The organism is Paenibacillus sp. PastF-3 (assembly GCF_029893135.1).
Taxonomy (GTDB): domain Bacteria; phylum Bacillota; class Bacilli; order Paenibacillales; family Paenibacillaceae; genus Paenibacillus_AQ; species Paenibacillus_AQ nitricinens.
This window is the reverse complement of record NZ_JARXWM010000002.1, coordinates 157472-175831: the sequence shown is the minus strand read 5'-3', so window position 1 is coordinate 175831 and position 18360 is coordinate 157472. Positions and strand designations below refer to the sequence as shown.

The following is an 18360-nucleotide window of genomic DNA, read 5'->3' as shown; positions in this document are numbered from 1 at the left end:
AGCGTTAGCGTTTAAGCGAAAAATATAAGGATAATGAAGAACAACGTGAAACGTATACTTCTTATATTTTAACAAAGCCCATCTTAAGGAGGTAACTGCAATCATGGTACCCAGCTTTCATGCGACTACAATTTGTGCTGTAAGACATAACGGACAGGCAGCTATAGCAGGTGATGGTCAGGTTACATTCGGAGAGAGTGTAATTATGAAGACGACGGCCAGAAAGGTTCGTCGCTTATACAGGGGACAAGTAATAGCAGGGTTTGCAGGATCTGTTGCCGATGCTATCACTTTGTTCGAAAAATTCGAAGGTAAGTTGGAGGAGCATCATGGAAACCTGCAACGGGCAGCCGTAGAATTAGCGAAAGACTGGCGTCAAGATCGTATTCTTCGTAAACTTGAGGCATTAATGATTGTTATGGACAAGGAAGGAATGCTCTTAATCTCCGGAAATGGTGAAATTATCGAGCCAGATGATGATGTGCTCGCTATTGGTTCCGGTGGTAATTTTGCACTTGCTTCCGGTCGCGCGCTCAAACGTCATGCTCCAAATCTTGCTGCTGCGGATATTGCTCGTGAGGCTCTTCAGATTGCATCAGAAATATGTGTGTATACTAACTCCAATATTATTGTTGAGCAATTATAGGCTCAGTGCCATAGAGACAAGGAGGAATTCACGATGGTGAATCAATCGCTAACACCCCGTCAAATCGTAGCTGAATTGGATAAATATATTGTAGGTCAGAAACAAGCTAAGAAATCGGTAGCTGTTGCCCTTCGTAATCGTTATCGGCGCAGTCTGCTGGCTGAGGAACTGCGTGATGAAGTTGTTCCTAAGAACATCTTGATGATCGGACCTACTGGTGTGGGGAAAACCGAGATTGCCCGGCGTTTAGCTAAGCTTGTTAATGCTCCGTTCATCAAAGTGGAGGCTACCAAATTCACTGAGGTGGGTTATGTAGGTCGAGATGTGGAGTCTATGGTGCGTGATTTAGTGGAGACCTCTATTCGTATGGTGAAGCTAGAGCGCACGGAAAAGGTGAAGGACCGTGCAGAAGAGCTGGCTAATGAGCGGATTGTCTCTATTTTAGTGCCTTCGTCTTCAAAGAATAAATCTCAGAAGAATCCTTTTGAGATGATTTTTGGCGGGAATTCTGCACAAGAGGATTCTAAAGAAGATTCCGAACCAGATGGAAGCTTAAGCGAGCGCCGTCGCGGGATTAGATTTAAGCTGCTTGCTGGTCAATTGGAAGAAGATATCATTGAAATAGATGTTGAGGATACAGCGCCATCTATGTTGGATATGTTTGCAGGGCAAGGGAACGACCAGATGGGGATGAATATGCAAGAAATGTTTGGTAGCTTGCTTCCGAAGCGGACGAAGAAGCGTAAGCTTCCTATCCGTGAGGCTCGTAAAGTGCTAATTCAGGATGAAGCAACTAAACTGATTGATATGGATGATGTCATTCAGGAATCTGTGACACGCGCTGAACAATCGGGTATTATTTTTATCGATGAGATTGATAAGGTTGCAAGTCAAGGTAAGGGTTCGGGCCCTGATGTATCACGTGAAGGTGTGCAAAGAGATATCCTTCCAATTGTAGAAGGTTCTACAATCATGACAAAATACGGTCCTGTGAAGACGGACTACGTGCTCTTCATGGCTGCCGGGGCTTTTCATGTAGCTAAACCCTCTGATCTGATTCCAGAGCTTCAGGGGCGTTTTCCGATTCGCGTAGAGCTAAGCAGTCTGACACTGGAGGATTTTGTATCCATCTTAACTGAGCCAGAGAATGCATTGACGAAACAATATGTTAATTTGTTAAAAACTGAGGACATTGAAGTTGAGTTCCAGAAAGATGCTATTTATGAAATTGCCAAAATAGCTGCTTCAGTGAATCAAAATATGGAAAACATAGGTGCTCGGCGTCTTCATACGATTTTGGAGAAGCTATTGGAGGATCTTTCTTTTGAAGCACCTGAGCTAACTCTGGATACTATGGTTATTACACCAGAGTATGTGCGTGAGAAATTGGCAAGTATTGCACAGGATCGTGATTTAAGTCAGTATATTCTTTAATGCGACAAATTATATTCTTTTGAATTTGGGCATATTGAATTAGAAAATTACAATTTAGTGTCATTAATAGGTAAAAAAATGTAAAAAGATGCAATTAAAAAGATAATTTTGAGTTAAAAAAGGAATAAAATAGCAATAAAGTGCTTAAAGCCCTGTCTTTTTTAAAAAGATAGGGCTTATTTCTTATTGTAATAATATACAAATTAAATGAAAATCAATGTATGTGAAAATACTAATAAGTTATACTTTGCGACAAGGTTCGACGTAGAAATCGATAAATTGAGGACTTTTATACTTTATTTGTCGAAAACAAGCAGGTTTTTTAAGGAAAGTTGTGGAATTCATTTCATTATGATAGCTTTGAAAGGAGGAATTATCTTGGGATTGCTGAATAGTGTCAGTTTTCAACGATTGCAGGGAGGCATTGATGCTGCCTACAAACGACAAAATGTTCTAGCAAATAATGTGGCTAACGAAGATACGCCAAATTTCAAACGTTCTGATGTTTCATTCGAAAGTTTCCTTCAGCAACAAGAAAGTGGAATAAAACCTACACTTAACGCGAAGGTAACGGACTCCCGACATTTTCAATTTGGTACCAACAGAATTGTACCAGCAGCTGTCGTTAGTACGGATGAAACTACCTCGATGAATAATAACGACAACAATGTGGATGTAGAACGAGAAATGGCGTTAAGTGCTGAGAACCAACTCAGGTATAGTTCTTATGTCGAGCAGATCAACAGTCAAATTTCGATGATGCGAGCTGTAATTCAAGGAGGATAAGATTGCATGAACTTTGGGAGTAGTTTTGGGATAAGTGCATCAGCATTAACAGCTCAACGATTGCGGATGGACGTGATTTCCTCCAACGTGGCCAATGCGGAAACTACAAGAGCATCGGTGGTTGATGGCAAAGCCGTTCCATACCGTCGAAAGCTTGTTGTTATGGAAGCTACCGAAAGCAATAAGTTCTCGAATATACTAAATTCGAAATTAAATGGTAGTAGTAATGAAGGTGTAAAGGTGCAGTCCATTATAGAAGATACTTCACCGTTAAAGCCAGTGTACAACCCAAGCCATCCTGATGCGGATGCCGAAGGTTATGTCTATATGCCAAACGTAGATATTACCAAAGAAATGGTAGATATGTTATCTGCATCACGTTCTTATGAAGCCAATGTCACGATGCTGAATGCATCTAAAGCTATGGTAAGTAAAGCACTCGAAATTGGGCGCTAAACGTAATTAACAGATAGAACGCTTCCGAAGTGAGTTTTGTACGAAGTGAATCTAGGAAGCATATGCTTACAAAACTTTTAGGAGGGAAAAAGTTGATACAGAATATCACTAATGGGGTTCAAGCTGTACAGCAGCTTGCCATGAAACCAACATCTACCGAAGTTTCATCCACTCCTGCTAATGCCATGGAGAGCTTTGGTTCTTATCTTGAGAATGCACTCACTAAAGTAGCAGATCAGGAACAACAAGCAAAGGATATGAGTAATAAATTTGTATTGGGAGAAGTGAATATAGACGAAGTGATGATTTCTTCCCAACAGGCTTTACTGAGTTTGCAGTTGACTACACAAGTCCGGAACAAAGTGATAGAAGCCTATCAAGAAATTATGAGAACTCAAATTTAATTAATTCCTAGCTTAGTTCCGGATGGGGTGACACTGTGAATGAAAGATTTGCCCAATATCGGGAGAAGGTGACCCTTTATTGGAACAGATTTAGTGGTAAACAGAAGATTTTATTTTTTTCAACATTGTTTATCATTCTAATAATAATCGTAGTATTAACCATGCAGCTTTCAAAGACAGAATATGAAGTAGCGTTTCAAGATTTGGACAGCACAGATTCAGCTGGAGTAATGAACTACTTGGATACAGCGGGTGTTTCATACCGATTAAGCCAAGATGGAAAGAGCATCTCGGTGCCAAGCACAGAAGCGGCTCGAATAAAGGTGGATATCGGTTCTCAGGGGATTGTTCAGGGGGGCTCTATCGGTTATAAGGTCTTTAATGAAAATTCGTCAATGATAGGGACGACAGATAGTGAGTTTAATGTGAAGTATAATAATGCATTAAACGGTGAAGTAGAACAGTTAATGAGACGTATGCAAGGAATTAAGGATGCTAAAGTGCTGATTAATCTGCCTAAAGAAACAGTTTTTGCTTCCCAGGCTGACCAAGAGCAAGCATCTGCATCCGTTGTGCTTTCATTTAATCCGGGATTTAGACCCAGTCAAGATAATATCGATGGGTACTTCAACCTTGTAAAGACGGCTGTTCCAAATCTACCAATCGATAACATTACGATTGCTAATAATGAAGTCGAGTTAATGCCTACGGCCAAAGGTGGACAAGCAGGAGTTTCCAGCCAAGTCGAAGAGAACTTCGCTCTTCAGAAAAAATTCGAAGAAGAAGTAAAGAAAGATGTGAAACAATTCCTTAGCACTCTTACGGGTCCGGATAAAGTTGATGTTCTTGTATTTTCGAAGCTGAACTTTGACAAGGAAAACCGGAAGGAGAATCTCGTAACCCCTGTGGATACAGAGAACATGAAGGGGATTGAGATCAGTTCACAAATCATTAGTAATTCGTATTCGGGTCAAGGGAATACAACTGGCGGAGTGGCAGGCACTGGTTCACAAGATGTAGCGGGCTATCCCTCACAAGCCGGTACGGATACTTCAACTTCGGAAGAATCTTCTGAAACGAGGAACTATGAAGTAAACCGAATTACAAAGGATGTTATCGCAAGTCCCTTTACTGTTAAAGATTTAACCATAAATGTTGCAGTTGAACCACCTACAGGACAAAATACTTTGGACGCTGCTACATCAGCAGCAATTCAAAACATTTTGGTAAATATTGTTCGTGCTTCGCTCGCAGATTCAGGTACTACATATACAGACGCTGATTTAACCAAAAAGGTTTCGGTATATTCTCAACAATTTGGCGGAACCGCTGCTAACACAACACCAGGTGGTCTTGCCACATGGATGTTATGGGCTATCGGAGCAGCTGCATTGCTGGTTGGAGCAGGTGGAGGATATCTAATCTATCGGAGTCGTAAGAAGACTGTGGAAGAGGAAGATGAAGACATTCCATTACAGGTTCCTACCGAATTTCCATCTATTAATTTGGAAAGTGTGACGAATGACAGTCAAGTTCGTAAGCAATTGGAAAGTTTGGCTAAGAAAAAGCCAGACGAATTCGTTAATTTGCTGCGTACATGGCTTGCAGACGAACAGAGGTGAACTAATGGCAAAGGCTAGTCAGCAGGGGCTTAGTGGCCGTCAAAAGGCCGCGATCCTGCTTATCACACTAGGGCCCGAGGTATCGGCGCAAATATTCAAACATTTAAGAGACGAGGAGATTGAACAATTAACTCTTGAAATTGCCAATGTCCGTAAAGTGGACAGCAGTGAAAAAGAGTCGATCATGTCTGAGTTCCATCAGATATGCCTCGCCCAGGAATATATATCACAAGGCGGTATTAACTACGCCAAAGAGATTCTGGAGAAAGCACTTGGTTCCGCAAAAGCAATGGAGGTCATTAACCGTCTGACTGCGACTTTGCAGGTAAGACCTTTCGATTTTGCACGCAAGGCTGATCCAAACCAGATTTTGAACTTTATTCAGAATGAGAATGTCCAGACTATCGCACTTGTATTGTCTTATCTACAATTTGAACAAGCCGCAGCTATTCTCTCTTCGTTACCTCAAGAGAAGCAGGCGGAGGTGGCTAGAAGAATTGCTGTAATGGACAGCACCTCTCCGGAGGTCATTACACAAATTGAACGAGTGCTGGAGCAGAAGCTTTCTGCTACAGTAACTCAGGATTATACAAATGCTGGCGGTATCGAATCAATTGTACAAATCCTGAATGGGGTTGACCGTGGGACAGAGCGCACAATTCTGGATTCTCTTGAAATTCAAGATCCAGAGCTCGCCGAGGAAATCAAGAAGCGGATGTTCGTATTCGAGGATATTGTCAATGTGGATAATCGTTCGATTCAGCGTATTATTCGTGATATTGATAATGCGGATCTGCAGCTTGCCCTTAAGGTTGCAAGCGAAGAAGTACGAGATGTTATTTTCCGGAATATGTCCAAACGTATGGCAGAGACCTTCCGAGAAGAAATGGAGTACATGGGTCCTGTGCGGTTGCGTGATGTAGAAGAAGCGCAAACGCGTATTGTAGGTACGATCCGCAGACTCGAAGAGTCTGGAGAAATTATCATCGCTCGTGGCGGAGGAGATGACATCATTGTCTAAGCTGATTAAGCATTCTCAGTATGTTCCAGTTGATGTACTGAAAAGATTGGAGCAGGCCCGGCACTATGCGGGCCTAACTGAGGAGCCCGTTCTAGAGGAGACTGTAAGCGAGACTCACTATCATGATCCCGCTCGTGAAGAGGCTGAAGTCGCACGCAAGCAAATGCTTAAAGATGCCCAAGAATTTGCTGAAGAGCAAGTTCGGAATGCCTCTCTTGAAGCGGAACAGATTGTTGAATCCTCAAAAGCGGAGGCTGAAGAGTGGTGGAAAGAGCGGCGTGAGCAGGATGAACATCTGGTAGAGGCCGTCAAAGCGGAGGCTTATCAGCTAGGGTATCAAGAAGGTGTTTCTCAAGCTGAGCAAGAGATGAAGCTCAAAATTGCTGCGATGATGGACGAAGCGCGTGCTGTTTTAACTGAAGCCTATAAGGCAAGGGATGTCATTATTCAGGAAGCTGAACCTTTCTTGGTTGAGCTAAGCTGTGATATTGCGGAGAAAATTGTGGATAGGCAGTTAACGGTAGAGCCGCAGTTTGCAATGGATTTGATTCGAAAGAATCTAGCTCGTAAACGTGAGCAGGGGCTGATCTCACTGTGTGTATCACCTGCGCAGTTCGCTTTCGTAAACGCAGCAAGGGAAGAATTGTCATTAGCGGTTGACTCGCAGGCTGAACTACAGATCTTGCCTGACTCGACTGTGAAAGATCAAGGTTGTGTAATCCGCTCCTCCTTTGGCAGCATAGATGCCCGAATTGATACTCAGCTTGCAGAAATCAAGAAAGAGCTGGTTAGAATCGCGCTGGACACCGATGAGCAGAGAAATGGGGAAGAAGATGCTTGATAGTAACCGTTATAAGGAGCAACTTCGTAATCTCGATCCGGTGAGGATCAATGGGAAAGTGACGCAGGTTATCGGTCTTATGGTTGAATCGGAAGGACCTGATGCTAGCATTGGTGATGTGTGCTATATCTATCCTTCTAAAGGAAATAAGCCGCTGCAAGCTGAAGTCGTTGGTTTCCGTGACAACAAGGTGCTATTAATGCCACTTGGAGAACTGCAGGCAATTGGACCTGGTTGTGATGTAGTGGGAACAGGCAAGCCGCTTAGTGTTCAGGTGGGTTCAGAATTGCTGGGTAAGGTACTGGATGGTTTAGGTCAACCGCTTGATGGTTCCCTGATCCCAGCTCGAATGCCACATAGTTCGACCTTTAACATTCCGTCCAACCCACTCAACAGACCACGAGTGCAAGAACCTATTAGCATCGGTGTAAGAGCGATAGATGGTTTGCTAACCATTGGTAAAGGTCAGCGGGTGGGGATTTTCGCTGGTTCAGGGGTCGGCAAAAGTACGCTCATGGGAATGATTGCACGTAATACATCAGCAGATGTTAATGTTATCGCTCTGATTGGGGAACGTGGCAGGGAAGTACTGGATTTCATCGAACGCGATTTAGGACCTGAGGGTTTGCAGAGGTCAGTCGTTATTGTCGCTACATCTGATCAGCCTGCATTAATTCGAATTAAGGGAGCACTTATTGCTACTACGATTGCTGAGTATTTCCGGGATCGTGGGCTTAATGTGATGCTGATGATGGATTCGGTGACTCGTTATGCTATGGCTCAACGTGAAGTTGGACTTGCAGTCGGAGAACCACCAGCTATGAGAGGTTACACACCATCGGTATTTGCAAGCTTACCTAAACTACTAGAACGTGCCGGAACTGGTCCTACAGGCTCTATCACAGCTTTTTACACTGTATTGGTTGATGGTGATGATATGAATGAGCCGATCGCTGATGCAGTGAGAGGGATACTCGATGGACATATCGTCCTTAACCGAAGTATTGCGAACAAAGGACATTTTCCAGCAATAGATGTGCTCTCCAGTATTAGTCGTGTAATGAAGGATATTGCGCCAGAAGAACAGATCGCCGCAGCAGAGAATGTTAAGCGACTAATGGCCGTGTACAAGGATTCAGAAGATTTAATTAATATCGGAGCGTATCAGAGAGGCTCCAATGCTCAAATCGATGAGTCGATGGAGTATATAGACAGTATATGGGAATTCACCAAACAAAGAGTGAATGAAAAAGTTACGCTGGCTGAAGTTCAACAGTCTTTAATTTCACACTTCTCGAGGAGTTGATTCAGTATCATGAGATTTCATTATACTTTTCAAAAAGTCGTTGACTTGAAGGGCAATGAGAAGACACAGGCAGAATGGATGCTCTCAAGCGCGCTTGGAGAATTGCAGGCACAAGAAAGAAGCCTGGATGAACTCACCTTTCAGCGGAGCGCTATTGTGTTATCTTTACAAAATGCCGCAGAACAAAAGGCACCTATGGCGAAGATTCGTGAAATGCAAGAATATGTAGAATACCTGGATATATGCATTGCTCGTAAACATACGGACATTAAAAGTGCACATCAGGAAGTCTTGAAGAAGCAAGATCAGTTAAGCACAAAGGTATTAGACGAAAAAGTATGGTTAAAAGCAAAAGATAAGGCTGAGACACAGTTTCAGCAAAGTATGAGTTTACGGGAACAAAACGAACTGGATGAGATGGCAACCGTCCGCTTCGCGATGAAATCCCTCTAACCCGGGAGGTTTCCGCTAGTGGCTAATATTGATAATGACATGGAACTTGAAAATGAAGGGTCAGCGGGGAAATTTGAGCGGTTCTTATTTCTAATGATACCGATTATCTTCACGCTAGTACTGCTTGGAGTACTGTTGACGCTTTTTAATATGGACATTCGTAATAACGTGCTTGAAGTTGCGAATAAAATTCCGATTCTGGAAAAATGGGTTCCTGATCCGCCAACAGATCCTTCTAAACCGAAGGAAGAAAGCAAGAAACAGGAAGTGAGCTCAAACTCAACGATTAAGGAGCTCAAAGCTCAGCTTGCCCAGCAGGCAGATGAGTTGAAGAAGGTCTCCGATGAAAAAACAGCCCAGGATACCAAGGTTCAGGCGCTAGAGTCGCAAATTGAGGGAATGAAGACGGAAGCCGCTGCAGCTGCTGAAGTAAACACGGAGGCAACAGAAGACCCTTATCAGAAGCAGGTTACTGATCTGGCGAAGCTGTACGCGGGCATGAAGGCTTCCAAAGCTGCACCGATTATGGAGAATTTGACTACAGAAGAGATGGTGCAGATATTCAGCGTAATGAATAAAGCGAGTAAAACTGCGATTCTGGAAAAAATGGATCCTAAAAAAGCGGCAGATGTCACGATTAAGTTGAAAGAAACAACCTCTTCGAGTGATATGGCTATTGCTGCTCTTCAATCTAGATTGAAAAAAGAAGCTGGCACTACTCAAACGACTAAAACTAGTGCAAATCTGGATAAGGAAAAGTTGAATCAAACCTTTAGTTCAATGACGCCTGCCAATGCAGCTTCTCTACTAGGGGAAATGTACAAGATTAGCCCTGATAAAGTAGTAACGATTATGAATACCGTAAGTGATAGTGTTCGTTCATCAATTTTGGGCGAAATGACTAAAAATGATAGTGCGCAAACCGCGAAGATTGTTAACCGTTTGATGGGTGCTAAATAAATAATGAAAGGAGGTGAAAAATAATATGAGTTTAGTGGTTCAATCGCTTGTGAACGCAAATACAGCTGCTGCAAGTGGTAGCTCATCAACTTCTACTGGCACAACAGCATCTGCTGTACCTTTCTCTCAGACATTAGTGCAAACTATGGGAGGAAACACAGCTAACACCACATCGGTACCTACTGATCCGCTTCTGGGAAATCTAACCTCTTTACTGCAAGGTCTTTTAAAGGAAGTGCAGACGACTGGAGAAGATCAAGGAGGACAAGATACGCAGAATTCTGATCTTATCGAGAAGCTAACTGCTGATGTTGAAAACCTGGATGAAAGCATTAATAGCGATCCTGCTGTGCTGGCAGCTTTGCAAGCTTGGCTTCTTCAGGTATCAGCTCTTCTATCAGGAAGTCAAGTGACCGAGAGTGATGCTACATCTGATATGGAGTCGGCAGGAAGCTTGTCACCGTTAGCTCAGCATGCAGATACGCTGCGGTTTGCTGTTCAAGATGATTTGCAAAGTTTAGTTACTATGATTCAGGAAGCTGCTGTCAGTGGGAACGAAGAGGCTGCTAGTAAAGGGATAAGCCTGTTAAATAATTTCACAGCGATACTAGAACAGTCCTCCGCTAACACTATTAAGGGGAAGGGAAAGAACTCCAGCTCAAATGAAAATTCTGGTGTATCTGTACAACAACCTATAGTGACTGAAAGCAAAGGCAGTACGCCGGACAAGACCATTCAAAACCTTAGTAACCGTGCTGGAGAAGCAGCTGCAATTAAGAATGAAGCAGTCCTAACTTCGCCTGTGACCTCAGGAGCTGTTCAAGATGCTGAAGCAGAGCTTACCACTCCATTGATTAAAAGCAGTGCAACTGGAGAAACAAAGCAGGCAGAATCCACTCAAGATTCCACATCAGGAACTACTATCATAGAAGGAGAACATGAGGTTGTAACGGCTGGTCAACTAGCTCTTCGGGGAGGAATTACGGCTCCATTGAAGGCTGAAGTCCCAGTAGCTCCTGTACCCGTTCATCAGTTTGCACAGGAAATGACCGGTTTTATTACAGGTAAATTGGAGATTGTGCAAAAAGGCGGAGTAGCTGAGGCTACGATATCACTCTTTCCAGAAAACCTCGGACAAGTAGATGTTAAGATTACTATGCAAAACGGCCATCTCGTAGCACAGTTTATGACTGAACATTCCGGAGCTAAGGATATGTTGGAACAGCAAATGAACCAGCTTCGAGCGGCATTGCAGTCTCAAGGCCTCCAAGTAGAAAAATTAGAAGTCACACAAAATAATACCCCCCTCAATTCACAATGGGGTCAAGAAGGACGCCAACCTGGTTCTGGAAGTGGCCAGCAGGGAAGACGCTCCAAAGAAAGTCGTGAGGAAGCTAATGATGCCATTCTTGCCGCAGAGCTAAATGGTGAATGGAAAGATTGGGTTTCAAACGCAGGGCAAGAAGAAGATAATCAAGGGAACTCCTTCTCTGCCAAAGCTTAAACTTATCATAAGTGAAAGAGAGGTGAACGGTTATGACGACAACAACTCCTCCTGTTTCTACCAAAGACCAGTGGAATTATACAACTCCTGAATCTACTAAAACAACAGGAAATTCTGCTTTGGGTAAGGATCAGTTTTTGAAGATATTGATCACCCAGCTGCAGAATCAAGATCCGATGCAACCGATGCAAGATAAAGAATTTATTGCTCAAATGGCACAGTTTACATCTGTTGAGCAGCTGATGAATATCTCTACACAGCTTACATCAATGAATCAGTCTCTTGGCTCAGTATCCGGCTTGATTGGTAAAGATATCACATGGACGGATACCGCCACAAATCTGCCTAAGACAGGGAATGTTGAATCAATCGTTGTCAGCAAGGGGATTCAATATGCGGTTGTGGGGAAAGACAGAGTTGCTTTAACCGATATTACACAAATTCAGAATCCTGCAACAACAGAGAATGGTTCTGGTACAGATAGTAATACTCCGGAGAATAACGGAGGAAGCGAGGCGACAATATGAGTGACAGGCTGACCATAGGCCAACTGTATCCTGCGTCGTCCCTACATTCCTCAACGTTACAGCGATCTTCGATACCGAAGCAGACTGTGACTGGAGAAGCCACCTTTGAGAGTGTACTGCAACAGAAACTACTAAAATTCAGTAATCATGCTGCCAAGCGTCTTGAACAAAGAGGAATTGAACTTGGAAGCAGACAACTGGATCAGATTTCTTCAGCTGTGGATAAAGCTGCTGCCAAAGGTAGTAAAGAATCCTTGATATTAATGAAGGATTTGGCATTTATCGTAAGTGTCCCGAATCGTACGGTTGTAACCGCAATGGATGGAAGTTCGATTAAAGATAACGTGTTTACGCAAATTGATAGTGCAATTGTGATTTCATAACCGGCTGGTCCTAACGGAAAGCCGAGGCGGCCGCTGACCGACTGACGCGGTCCCATTCACTTAGTAAGTTATTAGGACTCTATAATCTGGGAGGACAACACAAATGTTAAGATCTATGTATTCAGGGGTTTCGGGGATGAGAGGCTTTCAGACTAAGCTTGATGTAATCGGTAATAACATTGCCAATGTCAATACAATTGGTTTTAAATCAGGACGGGTTATGTTTAAGGACATTATGAGTCAAACCGTTTCTGGTGTAACAGCTCCTAGTGACGATGCCCAAGGTGGTGTGAATGCTAAACAAATCGGACTGGGCGTAAGTATCGCTTCTATTGATACACTCCATTTGGCCGGTAGTGCTCAAACTACTAACAATCCTACAGATTTGCGTATTGACGGAGATGGCTTTTTCTTAGTGAAGCTTACTGCGGATCAGGAAACTGCTTTTTTGACTCGTGCAGGAGATTTTCATGTAGATGCTGCACGTAATCTTGTTACTTCTGACGGACTTCATGTGCTAGATGCCGATGGTACTGCCATTCAACTGGGTGATGATGTAACAGCATTCTCCATTTCCAATGATGGAACGATTGTTCAGACCATGGCGGATGGAACGACTGAAGCAGGTGTGAAGATCGGAGTGGCTAAGGTTACTAATCCATCTGGACTTGAGAAGATCGGTGGTAATCTGTACCGGATGTCACTTAATGCGAATGCAGAAGGCGAACTTGTTCCTACGACAGCGAATGATACTGAAACTGGAACAGGCGCTATCATTTCGGGTCAGCTTGAAATGTCCAATGTGGATCTTACGAATGAATTTACAGAAATGATCGTATCGCAACGTGGATTCCAGGCGAACTCCCGTATCATTACGACTTCTGATGAAGTGCTGCAGGAAGTAGTTAATCTGAAGCGTTAATTTTATCAATAATTTAATTTCTTTTTTAAAGATTAACGCGGAGTCGTGGGGGAGATACCCCTCCCCCTATTTTTGTTAGGAGGCCTGTTATGATATCGGTAACGAGATTAAATGGAACACCGATGTGGATCAATGCCCTACTGGTAGAAATGGTAGAAGAAAGCCCGGATACATATATTACACTAGTAACCGGAAAAAGACTGATCGTGCTTGAAAAAGCGGATGAAGTTATTACGAAGATCCGGGATTATAACAGGGACATAGGCACATATGCTGCCACCATTAAAGTCCAGTCAATGGAGGAGCTAACATGAAGAAGATGCTGCCATGGTTACTTACGATTTTACTTGCGATTACACTTATCGTGATAGCCGCATTTCTATTAATGGACAAGATCTTTCCGAATGATACGAATGATGTAAATGCTGCGGTTCAAAGTGTGGAAACCAAACATTTAACTGCTGATGAAATCGTCGAATTAACGGCAGAGATCAAAGATATCAAAACAAATCTTGCTGATCCCGATTATATCGTTCAGATAGATTTCGCTTTCCAACTGAATTCTGCGAAATCAAAGGAAGCATTCGAAAAAATAAAAGAGATCAAAATCAAACCGATTATTATCAAAACGCTTGCAGATACCAAACCTGAGGAGCTTAATGGAGCAAATGGCAAAGACCAGCTTAGCAGCAAGCTTGTTAATCTGATCAATAAGACATTGACCGAAGGCAAAATCACTCAGATCGAAGTCACCAAATACCTTTTGGCTTCTATGTAGCTTCAGGCATGATAATTCTTTGATAGGGGGGTGATTGAATTGGTTGATGTACTATCACAAAACGAAATAGATGCTCTACTTGCTGCACTTTCTTCAGGTGAGATGGATGCCGATGAGCTTAAAAAGGAAGAAACTCAGAAGAAGATCCGATCGTATGACTTTAAACGGGCCGTTCGATTTTCTAAAGATCATATCCGTAGTCTTACAAGGATTCATGACAATTTCGCACGCTATCTTACAACGTACTTTTCAGCCCAATTACGCACCTTTGTGCAGATTAATGTCGTTCAAGTAGAGCAGCTCCCTTATGATGAATTCATTCGTTCCATTCCGAAAATGACAATACTGAACATTTTTGAAGCCGAACCTTTAGAAGGTCGAATGGTAATGGAAGTTCATCCAAACATCGCTTTCGCTATGCTGGACAGATTGCTGGGCGGTTTTGGGACTGCACCATCTAAGATTAATGCTTTAACTGAAATCGAAACAACGATTATGGAGCGTATCTTCAGCAGATGTTTTGAGAGCTTGCAGGAAGCTTGGAAGACTGTGCTGGATATCCATCCGCGCATGGAAGCGCTCGAAACGAACCCACAGTTCATGCAAATTGTATCGCCCAATGAGACCATTGCATTAATCTCGTTAAGCACCAAAATTGGAGATACAACAGGTATGATTAATCTTTGCATACCGCACGTCGTTCTGGAACCAATAATGTCTAGACTATCTGTTCACCAATGGTTTGTAACAGAGAAGAAGACGCGGGATGCAGATGAACTTGAAGCCATTAAGGCTAGAGTTCATAAGGCGAAACTGCCGATTGTCGCTGAACTGGGAGAATCGAGCTTATCTATATCTGAGTTTCTTGGGCTTAGCGTCGGTGACGTGATCTCACTAAACAGGAATGTAGATTCTGGACTCTCGATTAAGGTAGGGGAGAAGCTTAAGTTCATCGGAAGTCCTGGAATGGTGAAGGACCGGGTAGCCGTGCAAATAGACGAGATTGTCAGTGAAGGAGTTGAAGAATTTGACGAGTAAAGATTATTTATCCCAAGAAGAAATCGACGCCCTTCTGAGACAATCTGCGGAAGGCTCATTGGCTCCTTCAGAGAAAACGGTAAATGACTATTTAACACCGTTTGAACAGGATGCTTTGGGTGAAATCGGTAATATAACGTTTGGCAGTGCAGCTACAGCTCTTTCCACATTACTGGGGAAAAAGGTTGATATTACAACCCCTCAAGTTTCCATCATTACACGAGGGGAGTTTGAAGTGGCCTTTCCTAAGCCGCATGTAGCTGTACACGTGGAATATGTTGATGGATTTCAGGGTATTAACTCACTTGTTATTAAAATTAGGGATGCACAGGTTATCGCAGATTTAATGCTTGGTGGAGAAGGCGAACCTAAAGATGAAGAATTGAATGAAATCCACATTAGTGCTGTGCAGGAAGCTATGAACCAAATGATGGGTTCTTCTGCCACATCAATGTCTACTATCTTCAATCGATTTGTTAATATTTCGCCTCCGGGTATCGACATTCTGAACATGTCCAGCGGTGAAGGTGTTGGCAGCTTACCCAATGACGAAACCTTAATTCGGATTTCGTTCCGACTTAAGATAGGAGATTTAATAGATTCTACTATTATGCAGCTCTTGCCTGTCCAGTTTGCTAAGGATATGGTGACGATGCTTCTGGGTGATGTAAGCCCTGCAGCGCAGGAGGCTGCAGTTACGTCGACAGAGACTCCTGCTAAGCCAGCTCAAGAGACGCCTCCTGTAGCTCCTCCAGTGCAACAGGCGCCTTCACAGCCCACAGGAGAAACCCCTCCGCCATACCCGCCGCAGGGGATGCCTGGTTATCCAGGAATGCCAGAAGGCGGATATTATTATCCTCCAGCAGGAATGCCGGCGTATGGCATGCCAGGGATGCCACCCTACGGAATGCCGCCTCAAGGCATGCCTTATGGGCAGATACCACCGCTTAGTCCTGAAGCGAATCGCAATGTAAATGTACAGCCTGTACAATTTGCTAACCTTAACGGTGGAGCTTTTGGTCATATTGATGAAAACAATTTAAATTTATTGATGGACATACCGCTTAGAGTAACCGTAGAATTAGGAAGGACCCAGAAGCAGATTAAAGATATTTTAGAAATGTCTCAAGGCTCGATCATTGAGCTGGACAAGCTCGCCGGTGAGCCTGTAGATATTTTGGTTAACAACAAGCTTATTGCCAAAGGTGAAGTCGTAGTTATCGACGAAAACTTCGGCGTACGCGTTACGGATATCGTCAGCCAGTGGGACCGAATTCAGAAATTACAATAAGCATACTTAGGGAGGATTTTGTAAAAATGGCTAACCGAATTCTAATCGTGGACGATGCAGCATTTATGAGAATGATGATCCGTGACATTTTGTCGAAAAACGGATTTGAAGTAGTGGGCGAAGCTCAGGACGGTTCTCAAGCGATAGAAAAATTCAAGGAACTGCGTCCGGACCTCATCACGATGGATATTACTATGCCTGAGATGGACGGAATCGCCGCCCTGAAAGAAATCAAGAAAGTAGATCCGGCTGCTAAGGTCATCATGTGTTCAGCCATGGGCCAGCAGGCTATGGTAATCGATGCTATTCAAGCGGGAGCGAAGGACTTTATTGTGAAGCCTTTCCAGGCAGACCGCGTTATCGAAGCTATCAACAAGACGTTGGGTGTGTAGGAAAAAGACATGCCCGTCAATTCAGAACCGCTCGGTAGCAATAACACCCTGCTGAATTTGCTTAACGTTATTATTGTCCTTGCGGTAATCATTGTACTTATTGTGCTGCTGATCCGTTTTCTTGGACGTCGTAATCAGACCTTTATGAGCGGGCGCTCCATTCGGACGCTTGGTGCTGTAGGGCTGGGACCTAACAAGTCGATGCAGGTTATTGAACTGGGAAGCAGCCTTTACTTAATCGGGATTGGTGAGAACATATCCATCTTGGATAAAGTCACTGATCCAGATGAGGTGGCTTTGATCATTGCAGCATTTGAGGATCAGTCCTCCAACCAGAATAATTTTCTCGCACCGCTTATTGCCAAGGTTAAGGTTAAGCTGCGTGGGGAGGTTCCATCAGAAGAAATCGAGCTTAGTGAAACATCATCTTTTTACGAGACACTGCAATCCAAGCTTCGTTCTGCACCAGAGCGTAAAGAGAAAATGGAAGAGCTGTTCCGGGATGATGCTACTAAGGATGAGTCGAGGAATTTATGAAAAAGAAGCTAATTCTTGCTATTCTGCTGTTCGGGTTCATTAGTATAGTCATGATGCGGCCGATACATGCTGATCCTATACCTAATGTTAATATTCAGGTCGGTAATGAAGATGGTTCAAGCGGTGGTACCAGTTCCATATCCATTCTTCTTCTCGTTACGGTTCTGAGTATTGCTCCGGCGTTTCTAGTTCTTATGACCAGTTTTACTAGAATTGTAATCGTGCTCGGTTTTGTTAGAACCTCACTTGGTACTCAGGCCATGCCTCCCAATCAGGTGCTGGTAGGGCTTGCTCTATTTCTGACCCTATTTATTATGTCGCCAACTTTGGCGCAAGTAAATGAAACGGCATTACAGCCGTATATGAAGGGGACGATTACCCAGACTGAGGCTTTTGATAAAGCTGCTGATCCGATGAAAGAGTTTATGTTTAAACAGACCAATTCCAAAGACCTTTTGTTATTTATGAAATACACCGGTTATACGGGATCGGCTAAACCGGCTACATACAGTGATATTCCACTGACGGTGATGGTGCCAGCTTTCGCAATTGGAGAATTGAAAAAAGCTTTTACAATGGGCTTCTTAATTTTCATTCCATTTCTGATTATTGATATTGTTGTGGCGAGTACGCTGATGGCCATGGGAATGATGATGCTTCCCCCGGTCATGATTTCATTACCTTTTAAAATTATGCTCTTTGTACTGGTAGACGGCTGGTACTTAGTCATTAAATCACTACTTCTTAGTTTTAACACCTGACCTTAAGAGGAGGCATGAGGATTGAGTACGGAGTTTATTATCGGTCTAGCAAGCCAAGCCGTATATTTAGTGCTGGAAGTCAGCGCTCCCATGCTGATTCTTGGTCTGGTGGTAGGGCTAATAATCAGTATCTTTCAAGCTACGACACAGATTCAGGAACAGACGCTAGCGTTTGTTCCAAAAATCGTCGCAGTACTGCTGGCTTTATTGCTATTTGGACCGTGGATCATCACGAAGCTAATTGACTTTACTAGCCAAATTCTAGGAAATCTCTATATGTATATTGGTTAACCAATGA

Annotated in this window: 23 protein-coding genes; all 23 read left to right on the top strand. The window is 43.2% G+C overall.

Annotated features, from left to right (window positions below; genetic code table 11):
- Positions 1–103: 103 nt before the first annotated feature.
- The 23 genes from hslV (at position 104) to fliQ (ending at position 18353) form a co-directional block, all read left to right on the top strand.
- A complete protein-coding gene (gene hslV, locus M2444_RS04750; RefSeq protein ID WP_042189455.1) occupies positions 104–646 on the top strand; it encodes an ATP-dependent protease subunit HslV in 543 nt (180 codons plus the stop codon).
- 33 nt (positions 647–679) lie between these two features.
- Positions 680–2080: an ATP-dependent protease ATPase subunit HslU gene (gene hslU, locus M2444_RS04745; RefSeq protein WP_094869603.1), complete on the top strand. Its 1401-nt coding sequence runs from the start codon at positions 680–682 to the stop codon at positions 2078–2080.
- A 378-nt stretch (positions 2081–2458) separates the two neighbouring features.
- Positions 2459–2866, top strand: coding sequence for a flagellar basal body rod protein FlgB (flgB, locus tag M2444_RS04740; protein WP_094869604.1), 408 nt, complete (start codon positions 2459–2461; stop codon positions 2864–2866).
- Positions 2867–2872: 6 nt separating this feature from the next.
- On the top strand, positions 2873–3322 hold the full coding sequence (gene flgC, locus M2444_RS04735) for a flagellar basal body rod protein FlgC (protein WP_094869605.1): 450 nt from the start codon (positions 2873–2875) through the stop codon (positions 3320–3322).
- Positions 3323–3414: 92 nt separating this feature from the next.
- The gene (fliE, locus tag M2444_RS04730; protein ID WP_042189451.1) at positions 3415–3726 is read left to right on the top strand and encodes a flagellar hook-basal body complex protein FliE; all 312 of its coding nucleotides are present in this window, start codon (positions 3415–3417) and stop codon (positions 3724–3726) included.
- A 35-nt stretch (positions 3727–3761) separates the two neighbouring features.
- Positions 3762–5348, top strand: coding sequence for a flagellar basal-body MS-ring/collar protein FliF (gene fliF / locus M2444_RS04725; RefSeq protein ID WP_094869606.1), 1587 nt, complete (start codon positions 3762–3764; stop codon positions 5346–5348).
- Between the two features lie 4 nt (positions 5349–5352).
- The gene (gene fliG / locus M2444_RS04720) at positions 5353–6369 is read left to right on the top strand and encodes a flagellar motor switch protein FliG (RefSeq protein WP_042128934.1); all 1017 of its coding nucleotides are present in this window, start codon (positions 5353–5355) and stop codon (positions 6367–6369) included.
- On the top strand, positions 6362–7210 hold the full coding sequence (locus tag M2444_RS04715; RefSeq protein ID WP_094869607.1) for a FliH/SctL family protein: 849 nt from the start codon (positions 6362–6364) through the stop codon (positions 7208–7210). Before fliG ends, M2444_RS04715 begins: the two co-directional genes overlap by 8 nt.
- Complete coding sequence (gene fliI, locus M2444_RS04710; RefSeq protein ID WP_042128931.1) at positions 7191–8516, top strand: flagellar protein export ATPase FliI; 1326 nt, start codon at positions 7191–7193, stop codon at positions 8514–8516. Before M2444_RS04715 ends, fliI begins: the two co-directional genes overlap by 20 nt.
- A gap of 9 nt (positions 8517–8525) precedes the next feature.
- Positions 8526–8969 carry a flagellar export protein FliJ gene (gene fliJ / locus M2444_RS04705; RefSeq protein WP_280786407.1) on the top strand — a complete coding sequence of 148 codons (444 nt, stop codon included), beginning with the start codon at positions 8526–8528 and terminating at the stop codon, positions 8967–8969.
- 18 nt (positions 8970–8987) lie between these two features.
- Entirely contained in the window at positions 8988–9929 is a 942-nt protein-coding gene (locus M2444_RS04700) for a MotE family protein (RefSeq protein ID WP_306440387.1), read from the top strand.
- 25 nt (positions 9930–9954) lie between these two features.
- Positions 9955–11433, top strand: a complete 1479-nt coding sequence (locus M2444_RS04695) for a flagellar hook-length control protein FliK (protein ID WP_094869609.1) — start codon at positions 9955–9957, stop codon at positions 11431–11433.
- A 32-nt stretch (positions 11434–11465) separates the two neighbouring features.
- Entirely contained in the window at positions 11466–11960 is a 495-nt protein-coding gene (locus M2444_RS04690; RefSeq protein ID WP_094869610.1) for a flagellar hook capping FlgD N-terminal domain-containing protein, read from the top strand.
- Positions 11957–12343 (top strand): TIGR02530 family flagellar biosynthesis protein, encoded by a 387-nt coding sequence (locus M2444_RS04685; RefSeq protein ID WP_094869611.1) that lies wholly within the window; start codon positions 11957–11959, stop codon positions 12341–12343. The genes M2444_RS04690 and M2444_RS04685 overlap by 4 nt, the downstream gene beginning before the upstream one ends.
- A gap of 103 nt (positions 12344–12446) precedes the next feature.
- The gene (gene flgG, locus M2444_RS04680) at positions 12447–13265 is read left to right on the top strand and encodes a flagellar basal body rod protein FlgG (RefSeq protein ID WP_094869612.1); all 819 of its coding nucleotides are present in this window, start codon (positions 12447–12449) and stop codon (positions 13263–13265) included.
- A gap of 89 nt (positions 13266–13354) precedes the next feature.
- The gene (locus tag M2444_RS04675; RefSeq protein WP_042128923.1) at positions 13355–13579 is read left to right on the top strand and encodes a flagellar FlbD family protein; all 225 of its coding nucleotides are present in this window, start codon (positions 13355–13357) and stop codon (positions 13577–13579) included.
- Positions 13576–14043, top strand: a complete 468-nt coding sequence (locus tag M2444_RS04670; RefSeq protein WP_094869613.1) for a flagellar basal body-associated FliL family protein — start codon at positions 13576–13578, stop codon at positions 14041–14043. The genes M2444_RS04675 and M2444_RS04670 overlap by 4 nt, the downstream gene beginning before the upstream one ends.
- 39 nt (positions 14044–14082) lie before the next feature.
- Positions 14083–15081 (top strand): flagellar motor switch protein FliM, encoded by a 999-nt coding sequence (fliM, locus tag M2444_RS04665; RefSeq protein ID WP_042189444.1) that lies wholly within the window; start codon positions 14083–14085, stop codon positions 15079–15081.
- Entirely contained in the window at positions 15071–16372 is a 1302-nt protein-coding gene (gene fliY / locus M2444_RS04660) for a flagellar motor switch phosphatase FliY (RefSeq protein WP_280786406.1), read from the top strand. The genes fliM and fliY overlap by 11 nt, the downstream gene beginning before the upstream one ends.
- Positions 16373–16398: 26 nt before the next feature.
- A complete protein-coding gene (locus M2444_RS04655) occupies positions 16399–16764 on the top strand; it encodes a response regulator (RefSeq protein ID WP_036688523.1) in 366 nt (121 codons plus the stop codon).
- A 9-nt stretch (positions 16765–16773) separates the two neighbouring features.
- Positions 16774–17301 carry a flagellar biosynthetic protein FliO gene (locus M2444_RS04650; RefSeq protein ID WP_042128914.1) on the top strand — a complete coding sequence of 176 codons (528 nt, stop codon included), beginning with the start codon at positions 16774–16776 and terminating at the stop codon, positions 17299–17301.
- Positions 17298–18062: a flagellar type III secretion system pore protein FliP gene (gene fliP, locus M2444_RS04645; protein ID WP_042189441.1), complete on the top strand. Its 765-nt coding sequence runs from the start codon at positions 17298–17300 to the stop codon at positions 18060–18062. Before M2444_RS04650 ends, fliP begins: the two co-directional genes overlap by 4 nt.
- A gap of 21 nt (positions 18063–18083) precedes the next feature.
- The gene (gene fliQ / locus M2444_RS04640) at positions 18084–18353 is read left to right on the top strand and encodes a flagellar biosynthesis protein FliQ (RefSeq protein WP_036688516.1); all 270 of its coding nucleotides are present in this window, start codon (positions 18084–18086) and stop codon (positions 18351–18353) included.
- Positions 18354–18360 lie beyond the last annotated feature (7 nt).